This is a genomic window from Haloimpatiens massiliensis, from assembly GCF_900184255.1.
In the GTDB taxonomy this organism is placed as follows: Bacteria; Bacillota; Clostridia; order Clostridiales; family Clostridiaceae; genus Haloimpatiens; species Haloimpatiens massiliensis.
Map to the genome: position 1 here is coordinate 1,364,134 of NZ_LT854640.1, position 21,211 is coordinate 1,385,344.

Consider the following 21,211-nt stretch of genomic DNA (forward strand, 5'->3'; position numbering starts at 1 on the left):
AACAAAAAAGGAGGAGTTAATATGGAAGAAGAACTATATTCAATAGGGAAAGTTGAAGAAATATGTAAAATAACGAAGAAAGCACTGAGATATTATGATAAAATGGGCATATTATCTCCTGATAAAGTAGCTGATGAAAGTGGTTATAGATATTATAGTAAGAAAAATTTGTTATCTGTACCAGTTATAAAATATTACAAGCAAAGTGGATTTAAACTAGAAGAAATGAGAGTTTTTTTAAAAGGGACAACCTGTGATTTTGTTGAGAAAAGCTTTAGGAAAAAAATTGATGAATTAAAAGAACTTGAGAGAGAAATAAATTTAAAAATAAGGTCTATTAAGGATTGGCATGATCTTATAGTTGAGGCACAGATGGTACTTGAAAACAATGTTTGTGATGTGGCTATAAAATATATAGATAATCAGAATTTAATTTTTTTAAATCAAGATTTTAAATATGACTATATGGATTCTATAATAAATATAGAGTTTAATAATTATATAGATAGCATAAATAATGCAATAACAGGTCCTGTAATTATATGTTTTCCATCTTTTGAGGATAAAATTAATGGAAGATGCAATAAAATGAAAATAATGCAGCAGACTATCTTAAAGTGTAAGGAAGAAGAAAGTATTGAATTTGGTGGTTGGATGGCGGCCTCTTGTTATCATATAGGAGCTCATGAAACCATTAATGAAACATATAAAAAAATACAAGAATGGACAAAAAAACATGGCTATATATGTTCTAAGGAATCTTATGAAAGGTATGTAACTGATTATTGGACAACTAAAAATACTGATAAATTTGTAACAGAAATTTTAATTAAAATTAGTAGAAAAAGATAATCATATGGTGTTGAAAACGTTGACCATAAGGGGAAGTATAAATGGTCTATAAAACTCATCTTGTGAAAAAAATCCCAATGTTATTAAATAAAAAAATCCATTTATTGTTTTAATAAAATTAAATTTGAATTAATTATTATTAGTTTATTCATTTATTTATTACCTGAAAATAGATTACACAACTAACTTAAATAAACGGTTTTATAGTTATTTATTAAGTTAGTTGTGTATTTTTATTTATAGATTTTAAAATTTTGTTTAAATATTCTTGTTAAATATATATTGACCTTACCCCATAGGGAAAGGCATATAATTTACTTGTAAATAAAATACCTACAAGATACAAAATGAAAAGTTTTTCAATAACTTAAAAATGAAATATTCAAAATTATAACAATCCTAAAATATTCTCACTAAAAATTTTATTTAATAATATAATTTAAAAAAACTTATTATCTATCTAATAAGCGGAAGGGGCTTTATTTTATGAAGGAAGTTTCAAAATCGGTAAGCTTAGAAGCAATTGCTGCAAAAGACAAATTATCATCTGATTTTCTTAAAAAAGGCATTTCAATTGCTCTTTTTTCAGGTCTAATGTATGGATTTTATTCAGCGTTTTTAACAATGGGAATGACAAAAGGAGTATGGGGTGACTGGTATGGCCCTAATACAGCAGGTTTATCAGCAGTAGTTATTACATATGTACTTGGAGCCCTTGGTAGTGCTGTAAATGATACATGTAGTGCTGTTTGGGCAATACTTTATGCAACTGTTAAAGGTAAACTAGGAGATTTCTTTAGATGTCTTAAAACTAAGCCAGGTGCTGTAATGATATTGGCAGCTCTTATAGGAGGACCTATTTCAAGTACAGCTTTTGTTGTAGCTTTACAGATGGCTGGATCAATTGTTATTCCGATTACTGCCCTTTGCCCAGCTATTGGTGCCATTTTAGGAAGAATATTATTTAAACAAAAGTTAGACAAACGTATGATGCTTGGTATTCTTATCTGTGTAGTATCTAGCTTTATGATTGGTAGCACTAGTATTGGCGGAGATGCTCCAAAGGGAATGTTCCTTGGAATTTGTATTGCATTTATAGCAGCCCTTGGGTGGGGATTTGAAGGATGTGTAGCTGGATATGGTACATCTATGATTGACTCAGAAATTGGTATTACAATTCGTCAAGCTACATCTGGACTTTCAAACCTAATAATATTAGTGCCTGTATTTGGTATGATATTTGGCGGTGGAATTAAATTTTCCAGTAATTTAACTGTTCAAGCATTTACAAGTGGTCCTGCAATGTTATGGTTTGCTTTAAGTGGTCTTTGTGCTTTTGTTTCATACATGAGCTGGTATAACGGTAACAGTATGTGTGGTGCTGCACTTGGTATGGCTTGCAATGGTACATATTCTTTCTGGGGTCCATTCTGTTGCTGGATAGTTCTTGGAGTAATAGGTGGTATGGACGGATGGGCATTACCTCCAATCGTTTGGATTTCTGCTATATTAATGATGTTTGGTATTCTTGTAATAGCTATGAATCCAATGGATTTATTCAAAAATAAGGAGGTAACAGGAAATGAAGCCGCTTAATTATGCGATTTTGAAATATTTCACAAAAGTCCAAGAGGCCTGCGCTGATGATGTGATAAATGCTTTAAATGATGAATATGCTAGCTTTAAGGCTTTAACAAAGAAAGCTGTGATAACAGCTTTAATGACAGCAGAAGCCAATGGTCTTATTGAAGAAACAAGATTTAAATTAGATAAAAATGGTGAGTTAAAGGTTTATTATCATGCACACGAGGATGGTGCTGCTACGATTAATAAATACATAAAAGACTGATAAGAATTTGTAAATTGACTTTTAAACTAGTTTATTAGGCTCATCACTATAATATAAAATTCATAGGGGTGAGTCATAATTATTTATTAATATATAAGAAATAGTTAATTGAAAGGAGTTTATTTTATGAAGGAAGTTTCAAAGGCAGTAAGTGCAGAAGCTATTGCTGCAAAGAAGAAATTATCAAGTGATTTCTTCAAAAAAGGTATATCCCTAGCTTTATTTTCAGGAATTACCTATGGAATGTATACTGCATGTCTAACAATGGGAATGACAAAAGGAGTATGGGGTGACTGGTATGGTGCTAATAAAGCTGGTTTATCAGCATTTGCCTTAGCATACTTAGTTGCAGCACTAGGAAATGCAATAAACGACACATGTAGTGCTGTTTGGGCAATTTTATATTCATTAGTTAAAGGTAAATTTGGCGATTTCTTAAGATGCATCAATTCGGCTCCAGGGCGTGTAATGATATTAGCAGCTCTTATTGGAGGACCTATCGCTGGTACAGCTTATGTTATAGCACTTCAAATGGCTGGTTCAATAGTTGTTCCGATATCAGCTCTTTGCCCTGCTATTGCAGCTATCTTAGGAAGAGTTTTGTATAAGCAGGAATTAAATAAACGTATGGCATTTGGTATTGTAATATGCGTATTTGCCAGCTTTTTAATTGGTAGTACAAGCCTTAGTGGTGGTACCGCTTCAGCAAAAACTATTATTGGATTTATTATAGCTATTGTTGCAGCTCTTGGATGGGGTTTCGAAGGTTGTGTAGCTGGATATGGTACAGCAATGATTGACCCTGAAATTGGTATTTGTATTCGTCAAGTAACATCAGGTATAGCAAACCTATTTATAGTAGTTCCAGTATTAGCAGTTTTATCTGGCAAAATTGGTCTTTCGGTTGAGCTTGCTACTAAAGCATTTACAAGTGGTCCAGCAATGATTTGGTTCGCGTTAAGTAGTTGTTTAACAGTTTTTACATTTATGACATGGTACGCTGGAAACAGTATGTGCGGAGCAGGACTTGGTACTGCATGTAATGGTACATATTCATTCTTTGGTCCATTATTCTGCTTATTATTACTAGGAGTATATGGTGGAATGGATGGTTACTCATTACCTTCAGTTGCTTGGATTGGAGCAGTAATAATGATGTTTGGTATTCTTACAGTATCTATGAATCCGTTGGATCTTTTTAGAAGCAAAAAACAGGAGGTATAATAGATGAAGCCGCTTAATTATGCAATTTTAAAATATTTTACTAAAGTTGAAGAAGCTTGTGCTGAAGATGTTATAGAAGCATTAAGAGGAGAATATGGAAATTTTAAGGCTTTAACAAAGAAAGCTGTAACAACGGCTTTAATGACAGCAGAAGCCAATGGTCTTATTGAAGAAACAAGATTTGAATTAGATAAAAACGGTGAGCTAAAAGTTTATTATCATGCTCATGAAGATGGAGCTGCTACAATTAATAAATATATAAGAGATTAATTTTTAGTATTGATTAATTTTTAACATTACCCTATGGGGAATGCTTATATACAAAAAAAGCTTTTATGAATTTATTAAAATAATTATTTTTGTAAATATTAGGAGCGAATTTTGCTCCTAATAACATGCTCCATAGTGAAATATTTAGAAAATTTTATTAAAAGAAATATATTGACTTTCCCCCAAAGGGTAAGGGATATAATCAATATATAAATAAATAACAATAAACAAAAGATAAATGAGAACATAAAATAATAATAATATTTGTGCAGTCAAACAAGAATATATTGGGTTAAAAACAGGAAGGAGGAATTATCAATGAGATATTATGGAGAAGAGGCTTTAGGACTTGTAGAAACAATAGGATTAGTTCCTGCACTTGAAGCTGCAGATAAAATGCTTAAGGCAGCTAATGTTGAATTAATTTCATATGAAAACATTGGTTCAACTCTTGTAACTATTATGGTAAAAGGTGATGTGGGAGCAGTAAAATCTGCCGTAGAAGCAGGTGCCGCAGCAGCTGCAGCTATTGGTAAATTAACAGCACACAATGTTATGCCACGTCCTATTAAAGAAGTTGGAGATATTGTTTCAGTACACGATATAGATGCATAAAACGCAGAAAGGAAATGATTACATATGTCAAGATATAAAGCTTTAGGATTAATCGAAACTTTTGGTCTGGTTTTTGCTTTAGAAGCAGCAGATGCTATGTGCAAAGCAGCAGATGTTGAACTTATTGGATATGAAAACGTTGCGTCAGGTTATATATCTGTATTAGTTCGTGGCGATGTTGGTGCTTGTAAAGCAGCGGTAGAAGCTGGAGCTGCAGCAGTTAATGCAATGGAGGATGGAAATCTTTATAGTTCAATAGTTATTCCAAGTCCACATGAAGATCTTGAGAAAATAATAAACCGTTATGCTATTCCAAATCCTATAACTGAATAGTAAAGTGAACTTTTTTAAGAAAAGGAGAGAGGAAAATGAATATTATCGATAATGATTTACTCTCCATGCAGGAAGCTAGAATTCTTGTTGAAAATGCTCGTGAGGCGCAAAAAAAATTAGCAACATTTCCACAAGAAAAGCTTGATGAAATAGTTGAACGTATGACGGAAGAGATTGAAAAACACTTAAAGGAACTTGCAAAGATGTCTAATGAGGAAACTGAATATGGAAAGTGGGAAGATAAATACACTAAAAACCGCTTTGTATGTGAGTATCTGAAAAATAGACTTAAAAACATGAATTGTGTAGGTATCATTAATGAAGATAAAATGAACAAGACAATGGATGTTGGAGTACCAATGGGTGTTATTATAGCTTTTTGTCCATCAACGAGTCCTGTTTCTACAACTATACATAAGGCGCTAATTGCAATTAAATCTGGAAATGCAATTATATTTTCACCTCATCCAAGAGCTAAAAATACGATTTCTAAAACAGTTGATATTTTGATTCGAGCTGCAGAGGGTGTAGGACTTCCGGAAGGTGCTATTGCATATCTGCATACAGTAACCAAAAGTGGTTCATTGGAGCTTATGAATCATAGGGATACTTCTCTTATAATGAATACAGGAGTTTCAGAAATGCTCCATGCAGCTTATAAATCTGGTAAGCCAGTAATTTATGGCGGCAATGGAAATGGTCCAGCATTTATAGAACGCACAGCTGATATAGAGAAGGCTGCCAAAGATATTATTAGCAGTAAGAACTTTGATTATGGGGTTGTTTCTGCCGCTGAACAGTCAATTGTTGTGGATAGCTGTATTGTAGCAGAAGTAACACAAGAGATTCAAAAAAATGGTGGATACTTTATGACAGATGAGGAAGCTGAAAAGTTAGGAAATATCTTTTTTTACAAAGATGGAAGTCCTGACTTAGAGATGATTGGTAAATCACCGCAATTTTTAGCTAAGAAAGCTGGTTTTAGTATACCAGAGGATGTGAAAGTTCTTATTTCTAAGCAAAAGTTTGTTTCTCAAAAGAACCCTTATTCAAAAGAAAAGCTTTCTCCAGTATTAGCATTTTACATTGAAGATGATTGGATGCATGCTTGTGAAAAGTGTATAGAATTGTTGCTTAGTGAAAGGCAGGGACATACACTTATTATACATTCAAAGGATGAAGAAGTTATTCGTCAATTTGCATTAAAGAAACCAGTTGGAAGAGTACTTGTTAACACTCCGGGAACTTTTGGAAGCATGGGAGCAACTACGAATTTGTTTCCTTCAATGACTTTAGGCAGTGGTTCTGCAGGTCAAGGTATGACTTCTGATAATGTTTCACCTATGAATTTAATATATGTACGTAAAGTTGGATATGGAGTTCGTAGTGTAGATGAAATTGTTAATTCAGTAAATCATAAAGAAGATTCCAATGAGGTCTTAAACCATAAGGCAAATGCAAATGAAATAGATAACTTTAAATTACTAGAGAGTATTTTAAAAAAAGTTATGAATGACTTAAGATAAAAAATCATATTTAAAATATGAAATACACTATAGAATGTGAGGGAATGAATTGGATATTCGTGAATTTTCAAATAAATTTATGGAAGCTACTCAAAACATGTCTGAAGAAGAACGTGCTAGTTTAATGAAAATGTTTGAGAGTGTTTCTAAAGAAATAACAAAAGAAGAACCAACAACTTGTCATGTTGCATGTGACAATAATGGACAAATCCCAGATGGAATGACAGAGCGTTTAGTTAAGTTAAAAGAAAATTACTTAAAACATGTTCCATCAATAACAACTCACCGTGCAAGAGCTATAACTAAAATAGCTAAAGAAAACCCAGGTATGCCTAAGTCAGTTCTACGTGGTAAATGTTTCAAGCATTGCTGTGAAACTGCACCACTAGTAATTCAAGACCATGAGCTTATCGTTGGAGCACCAAACGGAAAACCTCGTGCAGGAGCATTTTCTCCTGATATAGCTTGGAGATGGATGGAAGATGAATTAGATACAATATCAACTCGTCCACAAGACCCATTCTATATATCAGATGAAGATAAGAAAATAATGCGTGAAGAGTTATTCCCATTCTGGAAAGGTCAATCAGTTGATGAATACTGTGAAAGTCAGTATCGTGAAGCTGGTGTATGGGAACTTTCAGGAGAATCTTTTGTTTCAGACTGTTCATACCACGCATTAAATGGTGGAGGAGATTCTAACCCAGGATATGACGTTATTCTAATGAAAAAAGGTATGCTTGACATAAAGAGAGAAGCAGAAGAAAAATTAGCTGAACTTGACTACGAAAGACCAGAAGATATTGAAAAAATATACTTCTACAAATCATTAATCGATACTGCTGAAGGTGTTATGATATATGCTAAACGTATGTCAGATTATGCTGCAGAGCTTGCTGCAAAAGAAACTGACCCTAAGCGTAAAGCAGAACTTTTAAAAATTTCTGAAATAAATGCTAGAGTTCCAGCACATAAACCAAGCAATTTCTGGGAAGCAATTCAAGCAGTTTGGACTATAGAATCATTACTTGTAGTTGAAGAAAACCAAACAGGTATGTCTATAGGACGTGTTGACCAATACATGTACCCATTCTACAAAGCTGATATCGAGTCAGGACGTATGAATGATTGTGAAGCATTTGAATTAGCAGGTTGTATGCTTATAAAAATGTCTGAAATGATGTGGTTAACAAGTGAAGGAGCTTCTAAGTTCTTCGCAGGTTATCAGCCATTTGTTAACATGTGCTTAGGTGGTGTTACTAGAGAGGGACGTGATGCTACAAACGAATTAACTTATCTATTAATGGATGCAGTTCGTCACGTTAAAATATATCAACCATCTTTAGCTTGTCGTATACATAAAGGATCACCACAAAAATATCTTAAGAAGATAGTTGACGTTATTCGTTCAGGTATGGGATTCCCAGCATGTCACTTTGATGACGTTCATATAAAAATGATGTTAGCTAAAGGATGTTCTATAGAAGACGCAAGAGATTACTGCTTAATGGGATGCGTTGAGCCACAAAAAGCAGGAAGATTATATCAATGGACTTCTACAGGATACACTCAATGGCCTATATGTATAGAACTTGTTCTTAATCATGGTGTACCACTATGGTATGGTAAGCAAGTATGTCCAGATTTGGGAGATTTAAGCCAGTTTAAAACTTATGAGCAATTTGATGCAGCTGTTAAAGAGCAAATCAAATACATCACTAAATGGACAAGTGTTGCTACAGTAATTTCTCAACGTGTTCATAAAGAACTTGCACCAAAGCCACTTATGTCTATGATGTATGAAGGATGTATGGAAAAAGGTAGAGGAGTAGAAGCAGGTGGAGCTATGTATAACTTCGGACCAGGAGTTGTATGGAGTGGTCTTGCTACTTACACAGACTCTATGGCAGCTATAAAGAAATTAGTATTTGATGATAAGAAATACACTTTAGAGCAATTAAATGAAGCTTTAAAGGCTGATTTTGTTGGATACGAGCAATTAAGAAAAGATTGTTTAGAAGCACCTAAATATGGTAATGATGATGATTATGCAGATTTAATTGCTGCAGATTTAATTCAATTTACTGAACAAGAGCACCGTAAATATAAGACATTATATTCAGTGCTTAGCCATGGTACTTTATCAATCTCTAACAACACTCCATTTGGACAGCTTACTGGAGCTACATCAAATGGACGTAGAGCTTGGATGCCTTTATCAGATGGTATAAGTCCAACACAAGGAGCAGACTTTAAAGGACCTACTGCTATAATTAAATCTGTTTCTAAAATGTGTTGTGAAAACATGAATATAGGTATGGTTCATAACTTCAAGTTAATATCAGGTCTTCTTGATACAAAAGAAGGTGAAAACGGAATAATTACATTATTACGTAGTGCATGTGCCCTTCAACTTGGAGAAATGCAATTCAACTATTTAGATAATAAGACTCTAATAGAGGCTCAAAAACATCCAGAGCAATATCGTGACTTAATTGTTCGTGTTGCTGGATATAGTGCATTCTTCGTTGAATTATGTAAAGACGTTCAGGATGAAATCATCAGCAGAACTGTACTTAACCATTTTTAATTAGAAGAATTTTTGAGATTACTTAAACTAAAACTTATAAATCTGTAATCTACAGAATACTTCTGTAGATTGCAGATTGCAATTAAGATATATATTAAAAATCAAGGTAATGAAACTGGAGAATGAAAATATGAGTAATGAAAATTTAGGTGTAATTGAACGTAAAGCGACGATTTTTAATATACAGAAATACAATATGTATGATGGAGATGGAGTAAGAACTTTAGTATTCTTTCAAGGTTGCCCTCTTCGCTGTAAGTGGTGTGCAAACCCCGAAGGAATGATTAAAAAACATAGAGTTATGTTTAAAAGTAATTTATGTGTTAATTGTGGGGCTTGTGTTTCAGCTTGTCCTGTGGGAATACACACTATCTCTAATGAAACTTTAAAGCATGAAGTTAATCGCGATATTGATTGTATTGGATGTGGTAAATGCAAAGAAGCATGTACTAAATCTGCTATATCAATAGTTGGAGAAGTAAAAACTATCTCTGAACTTTTGGAAATTATAGAAGAGGATAGAACTTTTTATGAAGTTTCTGGTGGCGGAGTTACATTAGGTGGTGGTGAAGTTCTAATGCAGCCTGAAGCAGCTTCTAGTTTATTAATGGCATGTAAGCAAGTAGGAATAAATACTGCAATTGAGACTTGCGGCTATGCAAAACTAGAATCAGTACTTAAGGTAGCAGAGTTCACAGACTTATTCCTATTTGATATTAAGCATATTAATTCTGATAAGCACTTTCAATTAACAGGTGTTAGGAATGAACAGATTTTAGAAAATCTCCAGGAACTACTTCGTCGCAAATATAATGTAAAGATTCGTATGCCTTTACTTAAAGGTGTAAATGATCAACAAGAGGATATTAAAAAAGTTATGGAGTTATTAACACCATACAAAGATTATAAAAACTTTAAAGGAATTGACTTGCTTCCATATCATAAGATGGGGGTAAATAAATACAACCAATTAGGAATTGAATATCCTATAAAGGATGATCCGAGTTTAAAAAATGAAGATTTAGATAGAATTGAAGGATGGATTAAAGAATATGATTTACCTGTAAAGGTAATCCGTCACTAAATAATTTTCAAATAGATAATAAGATAGAAGGTAAGGTTTATGGGAGATTTTCTTGATAGAAACATACAACGTGTTATACAAGAGTCAGTGCCAGGAAAGCAGATTACAATAGCTCATGTTATTGCATCACCCATGCCTGATATATATGAACGTCTTGGAATTGATGAAAAAGGAGCAATAGGTATTTTAACTCTTTCTCCTTATGAATCGGCTATTATTGCAGCGGATATTGCTACAAAGGCTTCCGATGTGGAAATTGGATTCCTTGACCGTTTCACAGGTTCTGTTGTAATAAATGGTGATGTACAAAGTGTTGAAACAGCACTTGGTGCAGTAAATGATATTTTAAAGGATATGCTTGGATTTACTCCGGCTCCCATTACAAGGACATGAGAAGAAAGCGCATAATGGTAATTGGACCTTCAAAATCAGGCAAAACCACATTGGTTAATGCATTAAACAATTATGATGGTCCATTAAGAAGAACACCAGATTTGATTTATGGTAAAAACACCATTGATGTTCCAAGCTCTTATATAGAAAATGCATGGATGTATAAGCATGTAATAGCAGCAGCTCAGGATGCATCTCATGTGCTTATAGTGGTTGATCAGTCTAATAGCAGTGAAATATACTCCCATGGATTTGCAAAGTCCTTTAGATGCCCGGTAATCGGGGTTATAACAAAGTGTGACTTGGTACCTGAAAATGAAGAAAAATGTTTAAAACAGCTAAAGAACATAGGAGTGTCAGAGCCATATTTTCATATTAGTTTTAAAATTGGAACAGGAATTGATGCTTTGAAGAAGTATTTATTTGAAAAAGGTGAGGAGTAAAGGTCGATGATGAGATTTATTACTGAAGAGTACTTGAGAGACTTATTTAGAAAAGAACCTTTTGATACCTACAAGTTACAACAAGGACAGCGCCTTACACCTGGAGCAACTCAATATTTGTCTGATAAGAGAATAAAATTAAATGATGATGCTCCAAAAGCAAATAAGAATGTTTCTAAAAACAATAAGGCTGAAACAAAAGAACCAATGGTAAACAGCAATTTAAATTTGAATAAGAAACTTTGCTTAAAATTGAAATCTATGGAGGCAGTATTTCTTGTTACTAGTAGTGAAATATTAAAAGAGGATATTATCTTAGCACAAAACATTATAAATTTGGGTAGAAAAATATCAAATATCAGAAATGTTGTGGATGGAAAAGGTACTCTTGAGCCAATTTACTGCAGAGAGTGTACTGGAATGAATTCATCAAATTTTATAACAGAGCTTGATGATTGTTTCGAGATAACAGAATTTCATATGCAGCTTGCAAAAAGCAATGCAATTTTAAAAATGCACACACTTCGCTGTGCTTTAAGGGAATTACAGTTTGAAATAATTGATACCTACAAAAATGATGATGACGGTTTAAAAGATAGCATTATAGGGAACGTTAATTCAATAATTAATTCGCTGTCTCAATTGATTTGTTCAGCAGTAGGAGGAAAAGAATGTCAAAGGAAAAATTAACTTTTGAATATTGTGATAATATGGTTCAAGAGTTTGAGGAAGTAATAGAAAGACCAATTGTTAATGGTTCTTCTGTTTATTATACAGGTGTAGACTTAGGTACTGCTTGTATAGTATTGGCTGTTTTAGATGAAAACTACAAGCCTGTTGCAGGTGCATATAGATATGCAGATGTAGTTCGTGACGGTATGGTTGTGGATTATATTGGAGCAGTAAGGATTGTTAGAGAACTTAAGCAGGAAATCGAGGAAAAATTGAATACAGAGCTTATTTATGCGGCGGCTGCAATTCCACCTGGAACTGATGCTTTAGATTCTGGAGCAATTAAAAATGTAGTTCAAGCAGCTGGCTTTGAATTGACAAATCTTTTAGATGAACCTACTGCTGCAAATGCTGTACTTAAAATTCAAAATGGTGCAGTTGTAGATATCGGTGGTGGAACAACTGGAATATCTGTTTTAAAGGATGGAAAAGTAGTTTATGTTGTGGACGAACCTACAGGTGGTACTCATTTTTCACTAGTTATTGCAGGTGCATATGGAATGCCTTTTAATGAGGCAGATAAATTTAAAAGAGATAATAAGAACCACAAGGAAATTTTACCAGTACTAAAGCCAGTAGTTGAAAAGGTGTCAACAATTATTAGTAAGTATATTAAAGATTATGATGTTAATGAAATTTCTTTAGTAGGTGGTACTTGTTGTTTGACAGGCATCGAAGAAATTATTCAAAAAAAGACTGGCGTGTATACACATAAACCTAAAAATCCTATGTTTGTTACACCACTTGGAATAGCATTAAGCTGTACACAAGATATTATGGAATAATAAGGAGAGTGTTTAAAAGTGGATTTTAGAATTATAAAATCACCTTCCCATAGCACTAAAGAAATTCTCATAAAACGTATCGGTGTAAAGTGCGAAACGGATTTAAACAGCGTTGATGCAATAGGACTTGTGCAAGGTAAGCTTATCGATATGATTTATGCTGCAGATATTGCCGAAAAAGCTGTTGGGGTTACTGTTGAAGAGATTAGGGGTACATGTCCCCAACACATGGTTTTAATTGGAATTTTTGGTGACACATCATCAGTTGAAGCCGCCATAAATGAAATTAAAATGAAAATGAAAGAGGGAAAAACAATATGATAGTAGCAAGACTTATTGATAATGTATGGGCCACTAGAAAGGCAGAATCACTTAGCGGACTTAAATTTATGCTTGCAGAAGAAATTGGTGGAATAGATGAAGGACGCAGATTTATTGTTGTGGATATTATAAGTGCAGGTATTGGTGATAGGGTTATCGTTAGTACTGGCTCCTCTGCCCGCAAAATGTTGGGTGACGACAATATTCCTGTGGATGCAGTTGTTATTGGAATAATTGATGATGATTGTCAGTTTGGTTAAATAAGATCTTTCTTAAAAATAATCACAGGATTTTAAGAGTTTTATGGACAGCAATATTATTTTGAAAGGAAGTGAAAAATATGAAAAGATTAATTTGTGCAAAAGATGTTGAAGCATTAATACTAAAAAATGAAAAAGTATTTTATTTAGAAGGCAGTGAAATAATTACTCCATCAGCTAATGATCTTGCAAAAAATAGTGGAATAATATTCACTACAGAAGCACCAGCACCTAAAATTGAGCATGTAGAAGCTAAAAAAGCTCCAAACATGCCAAACATAGAGGGTATGGATGTTGAAATGATGCTTAATTTCTTTAAAACAATGATGGACAAGGGTCTTTTACAACAAATGCTTGAATGTTTAAAGCCAAAGAATGTTCTATTTGAAGCTGAGTCTGATCCTAGCGGACTTAAAGTTGTTAGAGGAAACACAGTAAAAATGGATGTATTTGACACTGGTAACCCAGATGCAAAAGTTTATTTTCAAGAGTTAGTAAACAAAGAAGAATCAAAAATGAGTGCTGGATTTTTAATTATTGAAAATTCAAAATTTGATTGGGAATTAACTTATGAAGAAATTGACTATGTTATCGAGGGAACTTTAACTGTTGAAGTTAATGGAAAGACATACACAGCTTATCCTGGAGATGTGTTATTCGTACCATCAGGTTCTAAAGTAGTTTGGGGTTCTCCAGACAAGGCTAGGGTATTCTATACAACATATCCAGCAAACTGGGCGGATCTTTTATAGAAGACTAGGAGGATTGACCTATGCAAGCGCTTGGTTTAATAGAAACAAAAGGATTACTTGCAGCTGTTGAGGCGGCTGATACAATGGTTAAATCCGCAGATGTAAGTATTATTGAAAAGACTTATGTAGGTGGCGGTCTTGTTACAATTTCAGTTACAGGTGATGTAGGTGCAGTAAAAGCAGCTATAGAAGCTGGGGTAGCGGCTGTTAAAAAACTTGATCAAGAATTTTTAGTTTCAGAGCATGTAATTCCACGTCCTCACGAAGAATTGGAGAATATAATTGGATCTAATACTACAGCAGAATGCATAGAAGAGCCATCATCTGATGAAAAGATGGAGGATGGAGAAAATGCAGATAAAGTAGAAGAACCAGAAAATCCAAAAGTTTTATCATCTGATAAGAAAGAGGATGTAGAAACTATAGAAGAAACTGAAGATGAGGCTAAGGAAAATCAAAATAAAGATGCTTCAGAAGCTGATTTAGATAAACTACATAAGGTGAATTTAGAGAATTTACATAAAGACGATGTAGATAATTTAGTAAGTAAAAATGGTATAGAAAAAACCATTTTGATATTATCTAAGTTAAAAGTAGTTAAGCTTAGAAATCTAGCTCGTGAATATAAAGATTTTGTAATTACAGGCAGAACAATTTCAAAAGCAGGTAAAAATTTATTACTTGCAAAATTCAAATTATATTACGAGAAAAATTAGATTTATATATTGTAAAGTTTACGAAAGGAAGTAAGGAATAATGGAAAACTTCGACAAGGATTTACGTTCAATACAAGAAGCAAGAGACCTTGCTAGACTAGGAAAAGTAGCAGCTAATAAAATTGCTGATTATACTGAAGAACAAATTGATAAAATTTTATGCAACATGGTTAGAGTTGCAGAAGAGCATGCTGCTTGTTTAGCACAGATGGCAGTTGAAGAGACAGGTTTTGGTAAAGTTGAAGATAAAACTTTTAAAAATCATTTAGCAGCTACTGTACTATATGATTCAATAAAAGATATGAAAACTATCGGTATAATTAAAGAAGACGAAGCAAATAAGCTTATAGAGATTGCTGAACCAGTTGGTTTAGTTATGGGCATAGTACCTTCAACAAACCCAACTTCTACTGCGATTTTCAAAGCTATGATTTCAATTAAATCTCGTAATGCTATAGTTTTCTCACCACATCCATCTGCTGCAAAATGTACAATTAAGGCAGCTGAATTAATGCGTGATGCAGCTATTGAAGCTGGTGCACCAGAAAATATTATAGGTTGCATAACTACTCCAACAATCGGAGCTACAAATGAATTAATGAAGAGCAAAGAAGTTGCTATAATAATAGCTACAGGTGGTCCAGGAATGGTTAAAGCTGCTTATAGTGCAGGAAAGCCAGCTCTTGGTGTTGGGGCAGGAAACTCTCCAGCGTACATAGAAAGAACTGCTAATGTAGAGAAAGCTGTTAGAAACATCATTGCAAGTAAGACTTTTGATAATGGTACAATTTGTGCTTCAGAACAATCAATAATTTGTGAAGAGTGCAATGAAGCTGTAGTTATTGAAGAACTTAAAAAGCAAGGTGGATATTTCATGACAGCAGAAGAAACTGATAAAGTTTGTAAGCTGTTATTCAAAAATGGTCATGCTATGAATGCTAAGTTTGTTGGAAGAAGTGCACAAGTTATTGCAACTGCTGCAGGATTTACAGTTCCATCAGAAACTAAAGTACTTATAGGAAGACAAAATGGAGTAGGTGAAGGCAATCCATTGTCATATGAAAAACTTACAACAGTTCTTGCATTCTATACAGTAAAAGATTGGCATGAAGCATGTGAGTTAAGTATTGAATTACTTCAAAATGGAATTGGTCATACAATGAGTATACATACTGAAGATAGAGATATAGTTATGAAGTTTGCTAAAAAGCCAGCTTCCCGTATACTTGTTAACACTGGTGGAGCACAAGGTGGAACAGGTGCAAGCACAGGTCTTAACCCTTCATTTACTTTAGGATGTGGTACATGGGGAGGAAGCTCAGTATCTGAGAATGTTACTCCAGAACATCTTATAAATATAAAGAGAGTTGCTTATGGTTTAAAAGATTGTGCAACATTAGCATCTAATGATCCAACTTTCAACCGTATAAAAACTGCTGAGAACTGTCATGGTGTTCAAAATGTTGAGAAGCAATTTATGAACATGAGTCCAGCTCAAATTGCAGCAGCTGCAGCAGCTTTAAATAAAGCTACTGAGTGTGTTAAAAATACTGATAACTGTACTGAGTGCGGTTGTGAGAGTGCAAAAAATGAGGAGCTTTTAAACTTAGTTAACCAAATAGTTGCCGCTATGAAGGGGGCAAACTAATGGATAATTTAGAGGCAGTATTAAAGCTTTTACTAGAAACTGTAAAGGGCAAAAGTGAAAATACTGTATCTCAGGTAAATTCATCTGAGATTCCAGTAGGTATTTCTAATAGACACGTACATCTTTCACAAAGGGATTTAGAATGTATTTTTGGAAAAAACTATCAACTTACTAAACTTAAAGATTTGTCTCAGCCTGGACAATATGCGTGCAAAGAAGTTGTAACAGTATGTGGACCAAAGGGTGCAATTGAAAAAGTTAGAATTCTTGGACCAGTAAGAAGTAAGACTCAAGTTGAAGTATTAGCTGGAGATTGCATTAAACTTGGAGCAGTATCACACGTAAGACTATCTGGAGATTTAAGCAGAACGCCTGGAATTACATTAGTTGGACCAAAAGGTTCTGTTCAAATTGAAGAAGGCTTAGTAGTTGCACAAAGACATATTCATATGACACCTGAAGATGCTAAAAATTTAGGGGTCTGTGATGGAGATATAGTATCAATAAAATTTGATGATTTCAGAGGCGGAATATACAGCAACGTAGCTATCAGGGCTAATGATGCTTCAAAGCTTGAATGCCATCTTGATATCGAAGAAGCTAATGCAATGGGCATTAACTCAAAATCAAAAATAACAATAGTGAAATAGAAAAATAATCAATAACAATTAAAATAATAAAAAGTGGTAAAAAATAAATGATTATAATTAAAAATTATAATATACAAATAATAAGATAATTAGGAGGATTTTAAAATGAAATATGATGCATTAGGAATGATAGAAACTAAAGGATTAGTAGGATCAATAGAGGCAGCTGACGCTATGGTTAAGGCAGCAAACGTATATTTAATAGGTAAAGAATATGTTGGAGGCGGACTTGTAACTGTTATGGTTAGAGGAGATGTTGGAGCTGTTAAAGCTGCTACAGATGCTGGAGCTGCTGCTGCACAACGTGTTGGAGAATTAATATCAGTTCACGTTATACCACGTCCACATTCTGAAGTTGAAGTAATTCTTCCATCAACTAAAGAAGCTGCAAAATAGGATTTAATTAAATTGTAAGTAAAATGCCGCTAAAGTATATTTAGCGGCATTTTCATTGTTGTCTATAAATAAAACCACCTGCTTAGCTGGTGGATATTTATTGATTTTTTTATTAAATATCAACAATCATTTTCAGAATATTGATTTTATGATTATACCACAAAGAGTATTACATTACTTGAATTATGAAATTTCTAAGAAATGAGTTGCATAAGAAGCGAAGGAACTGTTTAAATTTAATTTTAGAAATTCTTCTTTTAGACAGATAAAATTATCGTAAGCCTGGCAAGGACGCCAGGCTAGCGAACCTGATGCAGGACGCTGAATGTGAGCGTTAGATAATTTTATATGGCTAAAAGATTAGAATTCCTTAAATTAAATTTATTGTTACAAGCTCTTATGCAAGTCATGGAGGAGAAATTTCATAATTCCATTACATTGTACCTTTTTGTGGTTAAGTCATTTTATTAGTTTTCAGCAAAATTTAATGCAAATATATGTTGACTTATATTTCATATCATGATACAATAATCTTCGTCAAAGGGGTATAGCTCAATTGGTAGAGTAGCGGTCTCCAAAACCGTTGGTTCCGGGTTCAAGTCCTCGTGCCCCTGCCATAATGAAAGCCAGTAACCACATGGGTTACTGGCTTTTTAATATACATATTTAATTTAGTGATTTTTAAGCATTTGGTTGTCTTTTGGTTGTTTCTCAAAAGTATGCTTAAGAATTACTATTTTTTTATAGAAAGATTTCATATTTATTAATCTGACTTTTTTACAGATTAATATGTTTTGTCGATGAATATTCATTTTCAGATTTATTTGAAATAATTATGGTAATTAGATATTTTAATTTTTACTCGATTTCTTGTAGTTTCTAGACAATGAGGTTATAAAGATTATTAATGCAGAAACTATACCAATAATTATAAATAACCAACCTATTGGTATTAAGAAAAATGGTTCTATAAGAGTACCATCTGGAGCAATCTTTGACCCAATGATGTTATAAGCAACTATACAACTAATTGCTATAATAAATGATATTAAAGATAAAAGATATTTTTTCATAAAAGTTACCTCCTGTTAATTAGTATAAGTTTTATATTTTTTATTGAATAATAGTATAATACCATAAAAATTATCGTTTATCAATAAAAAAAATATCTAATTCGATATATATTTAGTGTAATTCAATATATTTATTCCGTTTTTCAATTAAGGTTTTTCAATCAAGGGGGTGGGGTTGCAAGTGAGGTGTAATTAAGGTTTCATTTTACAATTAAGGTTTGCAATTAAGATTATAAAAACATTAATGGAATTGATATGAAAATCAGATTAACAATAGTCGGCAATAGTATAAATAAATTAGGGTGCTTTAATTTGTATTTAAAATATAGTAATGATAATATAAATAAATATAGTATAATGTTGGTATAATTTTAATTGTTTATTTCGGTGGTAATTCACGTAACATTTATTTTGTATGAAAACTTTTGAAGTGTATATTAAGCTCACTGGAGGGGATGGACTTGATATTTATAAATAGTAGCTGTACAGATCCATATATTAATCACGCTGTAGAAGAGTATATACTTAAGTATAAGGATACGGATTGTTTTATATTGTGGAGAAATAGAAGATCTATACTTATAGGAAAAAATCAAAATATTCTAAGAGAAATAAATTTAGAATATGTTAAAGAAAAAGGTATTGATGTAGTTAGAAGGGTATCTGGTGGGGGAACAGTTTTTTGCGATTTAGGTAATTTGAACTTTACATTTATAACTAAAAAGGATTCTGATTTTGTAGATTTTAAAGGGTTTACTAAGCCTATAATAAATGCTTTAAAAAAGCTTGGAGTAGATGCAGAGTTTAATGGAAGAAATGATTTAACAGTTGAAGGAAAAAAGTTTTGCGGCAATGCCCAATATTCTTATAAAAATAAAGTTCTACATCATGGAACTTTATTATTTGATGCGGATTTATCAGACTTAGTAAAAGCTTTAAAAAGCAATCCAATAAAATTTAAGGACAAGGCTATTAAGTCAGTATCCAATAGGGTTACTAATATAAGAAAATATCTAAATAAGGATATGAACGTAGAAGAATTTAAAAATAGCCTTATAAAATTGGTGATGGAAGAATTTAATTGTAAGGAGTTTTATGAACTAAATAAAGAAGAGATGGAAAAAATAAATAAAATATCTGAAGAAAAATTTTCTACTTGGCAATGGACTTATGGAAATTCACCTAAATTTCAATTTTTTAATGAGGATAAGTTTAAATGTGGAGTAGTTCAAATTAGTTTATCAGTAAAGGATGGAAATATAAGTAACATAAAAGTAAATGGAGATTTTTTTGGTATGAGAGAAATTTCTCAATTAGAAAATATGCTTTTAGGAAAGAAATATGATGAGGATAACATAAAGCAAGTTATTAAAGATGTATCTGTTTCAGAATATATCTCTGATTTAACAAGAGAGCAATTTATGGGGTTGATGTTTAATTATAAGTAAACATATGATTAACCCACAATAAGATACAATGTAATGGAATTATGAAATTTCTCCTCCATGACTTGCATAAGAGCTCAGAACAATAAATTTAATTTAAGCAGTTCCTTTGCTTCTTATGCAAGTCATTCCAGAGAAATTTCATAATTCAGGTAATGTAATGCTTTTTGTTGGATAATCAACATGTATGATTTATAAGTTGTATGTAGTTTATGCATAGAAAAATAGAATGTGTGTGTATTATATTATATGCTGCATTGAATATTTTAAGGGGGAATTAAAATGTACGTAAGAAAACCAGAATGGTTAAAAGTAAAATTAGTTAGAAATCACAATTCTATTGAAGTGGAAAATCTATTGAAAGATTTAGAATTAAATACTGTATGTGAGCATGCTTTATGCCCTAACAGGGGAGAATGTTTTCATAAAGGTACAGCTACTTTTATGATACTTGGAAGAAATTGCACAAGAAATTGTACATTTTGCAATGTAACTAAAAGTAAACCAGAGCCTGTAAATGAAAAGGAACCGGAAAATTTAGCTAAAGCTGTAGATAGACTTGGATTAAAACATGTGGTTGTTACTTCTGTAACTAGAGATGACTTAGAAGATGGTGGAGCAGGGCATTTTGCTAAGGTTATAAAGGAAGTTAAGAATTTAAATAAAAATGTAACTATTGAGGTTTTAATACCTGATTTCCAAGGAAATGAAAAAGCTCTTAAACTAGTAGCAGATGAGAAGCCGGATATAATAAATCATAATGTAGAAACAGTACCAGATTTATATCCAGGAGTTAGACCAAGAGCAATTTATCAAAGATCTCTTAAGGTTTTAGAAAATGTAAAGAAATTGGATAATTCTATTTTGACTAAATCAGGAATAATGCTAGGATTAGGAGAAACAAAACAACAAGTGGTTAGTCTTATGAAGGATCTTAGAAAAGTAGATTGTGACATATTTACTATAGGACAATATTTACAACCATCTAAAAAACATCACGATGTAGTAGAATATGTTCATCCAGATGTATTTGAGGAATATAGGAAAATTGGAGAAAGTTTAGGATTTAAATACGTTGCTTCGGCTCCTTTAGTTAGAAGTTCATATAATGCAGTAGAAGTGTTCAATAAAATTAAAGGAAAATAAACACTCCATTTTATAGTCTCCAATATATACATACTTTACATAAACTGATAAAATGGATTAGAGACATTAGTTTATTTGTTTTAAATTTGGAGGAGATATCTTTAGTTA

General features: G+C 32.7%; 24 protein-coding genes and 1 tRNA gene. 24 read left to right on the top strand and 1 reads right to left on the bottom strand.

Annotation, left to right across the window (positions count from 1 at the left end):
* Positions 1-21: 21 nt before the first annotated feature.
* The 22 genes from C1715_RS14635 to C1715_RS14740 all read left to right on the top strand — a co-directional run bounded on the left by C1715_RS14635 (position 22) and on the right by C1715_RS14740 (position 18,056).
* A complete protein-coding gene (locus C1715_RS14635) occupies positions 22-852 on the top strand; it encodes a MerR family transcriptional regulator (protein WP_102401194.1) in 831 nt (276 codons plus the stop codon).
* Positions 853-1,338: 486 nt separating this feature from the next.
* A complete protein-coding gene (locus tag C1715_RS14640) occupies positions 1,339-2,448 on the top strand; it encodes a hypothetical protein (protein ID WP_102401195.1) in 1,110 nt (369 codons plus the stop codon).
* Positions 2,435-2,701 carry a hypothetical protein gene (locus tag C1715_RS14645; RefSeq protein WP_035293940.1) on the top strand — a complete coding sequence of 89 codons (267 nt, stop codon included), beginning with the start codon at positions 2,435-2,437 and terminating at the stop codon, positions 2,699-2,701. The genes C1715_RS14640 and C1715_RS14645 overlap by 14 nt, the downstream gene beginning before the upstream one ends.
* A 126-nt stretch (positions 2,702-2,827) precedes the next feature.
* Positions 2,828-3,925, top strand: a complete 1,098-nt coding sequence (locus C1715_RS14650; protein WP_035293939.1) for a membrane protein — start codon at positions 2,828-2,830, stop codon at positions 3,923-3,925.
* A gap of 3 nt (positions 3,926-3,928) precedes the next feature.
* Positions 3,929-4,195 carry a hypothetical protein gene (locus tag C1715_RS14655; protein ID WP_035293937.1) on the top strand — a complete coding sequence of 89 codons (267 nt, stop codon included), beginning with the start codon at positions 3,929-3,931 and terminating at the stop codon, positions 4,193-4,195.
* A gap of 318 nt (positions 4,196-4,513) precedes the next feature.
* A complete protein-coding gene (locus tag C1715_RS14660) occupies positions 4,514-4,810 on the top strand; it encodes a BMC domain-containing protein (protein WP_035293935.1) in 297 nt (98 codons plus the stop codon).
* A gap of 24 nt (positions 4,811-4,834) precedes the next feature.
* On the top strand, positions 4,835-5,143 hold the full coding sequence (locus C1715_RS14665; RefSeq protein ID WP_035293933.1) for a BMC domain-containing protein: 309 nt from the start codon (positions 4,835-4,837) through the stop codon (positions 5,141-5,143).
* Between the two features lie 35 nt (positions 5,144-5,178).
* A complete protein-coding gene (locus C1715_RS14670) occupies positions 5,179-6,669 on the top strand; it encodes an aldehyde dehydrogenase family protein (RefSeq protein WP_102401196.1) in 1,491 nt (496 codons plus the stop codon).
* A gap of 49 nt (positions 6,670-6,718) precedes the next feature.
* Entirely contained in the window at positions 6,719-9,259 is a 2,541-nt protein-coding gene (gene cutC, locus C1715_RS14675; RefSeq protein WP_102401197.1) for a choline trimethylamine-lyase, read from the top strand.
* A gap of 130 nt (positions 9,260-9,389) precedes the next feature.
* On the top strand, positions 9,390-10,343 hold the full coding sequence (gene cutD, locus C1715_RS14680; protein ID WP_035293929.1) for a choline TMA-lyase-activating enzyme: 954 nt from the start codon (positions 9,390-9,392) through the stop codon (positions 10,341-10,343).
* A 39-nt stretch (positions 10,344-10,382) separates the two neighbouring features.
* Positions 10,383-10,736 (top strand): BMC domain-containing protein, encoded by a 354-nt coding sequence (locus tag C1715_RS14685; RefSeq protein ID WP_102401198.1) that lies wholly within the window; start codon positions 10,383-10,385, stop codon positions 10,734-10,736.
* Complete coding sequence (locus C1715_RS14690; RefSeq protein ID WP_035293926.1) at positions 10,733-11,179, top strand: EutP/PduV family microcompartment system protein; 447 nt, start codon at positions 10,733-10,735, stop codon at positions 11,177-11,179. The genes C1715_RS14685 and C1715_RS14690 overlap by 4 nt, the downstream gene beginning before the upstream one ends.
* A 6-nt stretch (positions 11,180-11,185) precedes the next feature.
* A complete protein-coding gene (locus C1715_RS14695) occupies positions 11,186-11,869 on the top strand; it encodes a cobalamin adenosyltransferase (protein ID WP_102401199.1) in 684 nt (227 codons plus the stop codon).
* The gene (gene eutJ / locus C1715_RS14700) at positions 11,851-12,696 is read left to right on the top strand and encodes an ethanolamine utilization protein EutJ (RefSeq protein ID WP_035293922.1); all 846 of its coding nucleotides are present in this window, start codon (positions 11,851-11,853) and stop codon (positions 12,694-12,696) included. Before C1715_RS14695 ends, eutJ begins: the two co-directional genes overlap by 19 nt.
* An 18-nt stretch (positions 12,697-12,714) precedes the next feature.
* Entirely contained in the window at positions 12,715-13,017 is a 303-nt protein-coding gene (locus tag C1715_RS14705) for a BMC domain-containing protein (protein WP_035293920.1), read from the top strand.
* Positions 13,014-13,277: a EutN/CcmL family microcompartment protein gene (locus C1715_RS14710; RefSeq protein ID WP_035293918.1), complete on the top strand. Its 264-nt coding sequence runs from the start codon at positions 13,014-13,016 to the stop codon at positions 13,275-13,277. Before C1715_RS14705 ends, C1715_RS14710 begins: the two co-directional genes overlap by 4 nt.
* 80 nt (positions 13,278-13,357) lie before the next feature.
* Complete coding sequence (locus C1715_RS14715; RefSeq protein ID WP_102401200.1) at positions 13,358-14,029, top strand: cupin domain-containing protein; 672 nt, start codon at positions 13,358-13,360, stop codon at positions 14,027-14,029.
* A gap of 20 nt (positions 14,030-14,049) precedes the next feature.
* Complete coding sequence (locus C1715_RS14720; protein WP_102401201.1) at positions 14,050-14,745, top strand: BMC domain-containing protein; 696 nt, start codon at positions 14,050-14,052, stop codon at positions 14,743-14,745.
* A gap of 40 nt (positions 14,746-14,785) precedes the next feature.
* Positions 14,786-16,393 carry an acetaldehyde dehydrogenase (acetylating) gene (locus C1715_RS14725; RefSeq protein ID WP_102401202.1) on the top strand — a complete coding sequence of 536 codons (1,608 nt, stop codon included), beginning with the start codon at positions 14,786-14,788 and terminating at the stop codon, positions 16,391-16,393.
* Positions 16,393-17,043 carry a phosphate propanoyltransferase gene (locus tag C1715_RS14730; RefSeq protein WP_102401203.1) on the top strand — a complete coding sequence of 217 codons (651 nt, stop codon included), beginning with the start codon at positions 16,393-16,395 and terminating at the stop codon, positions 17,041-17,043. The genes C1715_RS14725 and C1715_RS14730 overlap by 1 nt, the downstream gene beginning before the upstream one ends.
* A gap of 105 nt (positions 17,044-17,148) precedes the next feature.
* A complete protein-coding gene (gene eutM, locus C1715_RS14735; protein ID WP_035293908.1) occupies positions 17,149-17,439 on the top strand; it encodes an ethanolamine utilization microcompartment protein EutM in 291 nt (96 codons plus the stop codon).
* Between the two features lie 541 nt (positions 17,440-17,980).
* Positions 17,981-18,056: transfer RNA gene (locus C1715_RS14740), tRNA-Trp, on the top strand.
* A gap of 234 nt (positions 18,057-18,290) precedes the next feature.
* Here C1715_RS14740 and C1715_RS14745 read toward each other — a convergent pair.
* Positions 18,291-18,512 (bottom strand): DUF3955 domain-containing protein, encoded by a 222-nt coding sequence (locus C1715_RS14745; protein ID WP_102401204.1) that lies wholly within the window; start codon positions 18,510-18,512, stop codon positions 18,291-18,293.
* 461 nt (positions 18,513-18,973) lie between these two features.
* Here C1715_RS14745 and lplA point away from each other — a divergent pair, with 461 nt between their 5' ends.
* Both lplA and lipA read left to right on the top strand, forming a co-directional pair.
* Complete coding sequence (lplA, locus tag C1715_RS14750) at positions 18,974-19,960, top strand: lipoate--protein ligase (protein WP_102401205.1); 987 nt, start codon at positions 18,974-18,976, stop codon at positions 19,958-19,960.
* A 279-nt stretch (positions 19,961-20,239) separates the two neighbouring features.
* Positions 20,240-21,103: a lipoyl synthase gene (lipA, locus tag C1715_RS14755; RefSeq protein ID WP_102401206.1), complete on the top strand. Its 864-nt coding sequence runs from the start codon at positions 20,240-20,242 to the stop codon at positions 21,101-21,103.
* Positions 21,104-21,211 lie beyond the last annotated feature (108 nt).

Bases quoted from the DNA above. Each gene is read 5' to 3' on its own strand.
- C1715_RS14635 (WP_102401194.1), top strand. From the start codon at position 22: ATGGAAGAAGAACTATATTCAATAGGGAAAGTTGAAGAAATATGTAAA.
- C1715_RS14660 (WP_035293935.1), top strand. From the start codon at position 4,514: ATGAGATATTATGGAGAAGAGGCTTTAGGACTTGTAGAAACAATAGGA.
- C1715_RS14730 (WP_102401203.1), top strand. From the start codon at position 16,393: ATGGATAATTTAGAGGCAGTATTAAAGCTTTTACTAGAAACTGTAAAG.
- lipA (WP_102401206.1), top strand. From the start codon at position 20,240: ATGTACGTAAGAAAACCAGAATGGTTAAAAGTAAAATTAGTTAGAAAT.
- C1715_RS14645 (WP_035293940.1), top strand. From the start codon at position 2,435: ATGAAGCCGCTTAATTATGCGATTTTGAAATATTTCACAAAAGTCCAA.
- cutD (WP_035293929.1), top strand. From the start codon at position 9,390: ATGAGTAATGAAAATTTAGGTGTAATTGAACGTAAAGCGACGATTTTT.
- C1715_RS14640 (WP_102401195.1), top strand. From the start codon at position 1,339: ATGAAGGAAGTTTCAAAATCGGTAAGCTTAGAAGCAATTGCTGCAAAA.
- eutM (WP_035293908.1), top strand. From the start codon at position 17,149: ATGAAATATGATGCATTAGGAATGATAGAAACTAAAGGATTAGTAGGA.
- C1715_RS14720 (WP_102401201.1), top strand. From the start codon at position 14,050: ATGCAAGCGCTTGGTTTAATAGAAACAAAAGGATTACTTGCAGCTGTT.
- C1715_RS14665 (WP_035293933.1), top strand. From the start codon at position 4,835: ATGTCAAGATATAAAGCTTTAGGATTAATCGAAACTTTTGGTCTGGTT.
- C1715_RS14655 (WP_035293937.1), top strand. From the start codon at position 3,929: ATGAAGCCGCTTAATTATGCAATTTTAAAATATTTTACTAAAGTTGAA.
- C1715_RS14710 (WP_035293918.1), top strand. From the start codon at position 13,014: ATGATAGTAGCAAGACTTATTGATAATGTATGGGCCACTAGAAAGGCA.
- C1715_RS14690 (WP_035293926.1), top strand. From the start codon at position 10,733: ATGAGAAGAAAGCGCATAATGGTAATTGGACCTTCAAAATCAGGCAAA.
- C1715_RS14725 (WP_102401202.1), top strand. From the start codon at position 14,786: ATGGAAAACTTCGACAAGGATTTACGTTCAATACAAGAAGCAAGAGAC.
- C1715_RS14715 (WP_102401200.1), top strand. From the start codon at position 13,358: ATGAAAAGATTAATTTGTGCAAAAGATGTTGAAGCATTAATACTAAAA.
- C1715_RS14695 (WP_102401199.1), top strand. From the start codon at position 11,186: ATGATGAGATTTATTACTGAAGAGTACTTGAGAGACTTATTTAGAAAA.
- C1715_RS14685 (WP_102401198.1), top strand. From the start codon at position 10,383: ATGGGAGATTTTCTTGATAGAAACATACAACGTGTTATACAAGAGTCA.
- C1715_RS14670 (WP_102401196.1), top strand. From the start codon at position 5,179: ATGAATATTATCGATAATGATTTACTCTCCATGCAGGAAGCTAGAATT.
- C1715_RS14745 (WP_102401204.1), bottom strand. From the start codon at position 18,512: ATGAAAAAATATCTTTTATCTTTAATATCATTTATTATAGCAATTAGT.
- eutJ (WP_035293922.1), top strand. From the start codon at position 11,851: ATGTCAAAGGAAAAATTAACTTTTGAATATTGTGATAATATGGTTCAA.
- C1715_RS14650 (WP_035293939.1), top strand. From the start codon at position 2,828: ATGAAGGAAGTTTCAAAGGCAGTAAGTGCAGAAGCTATTGCTGCAAAG.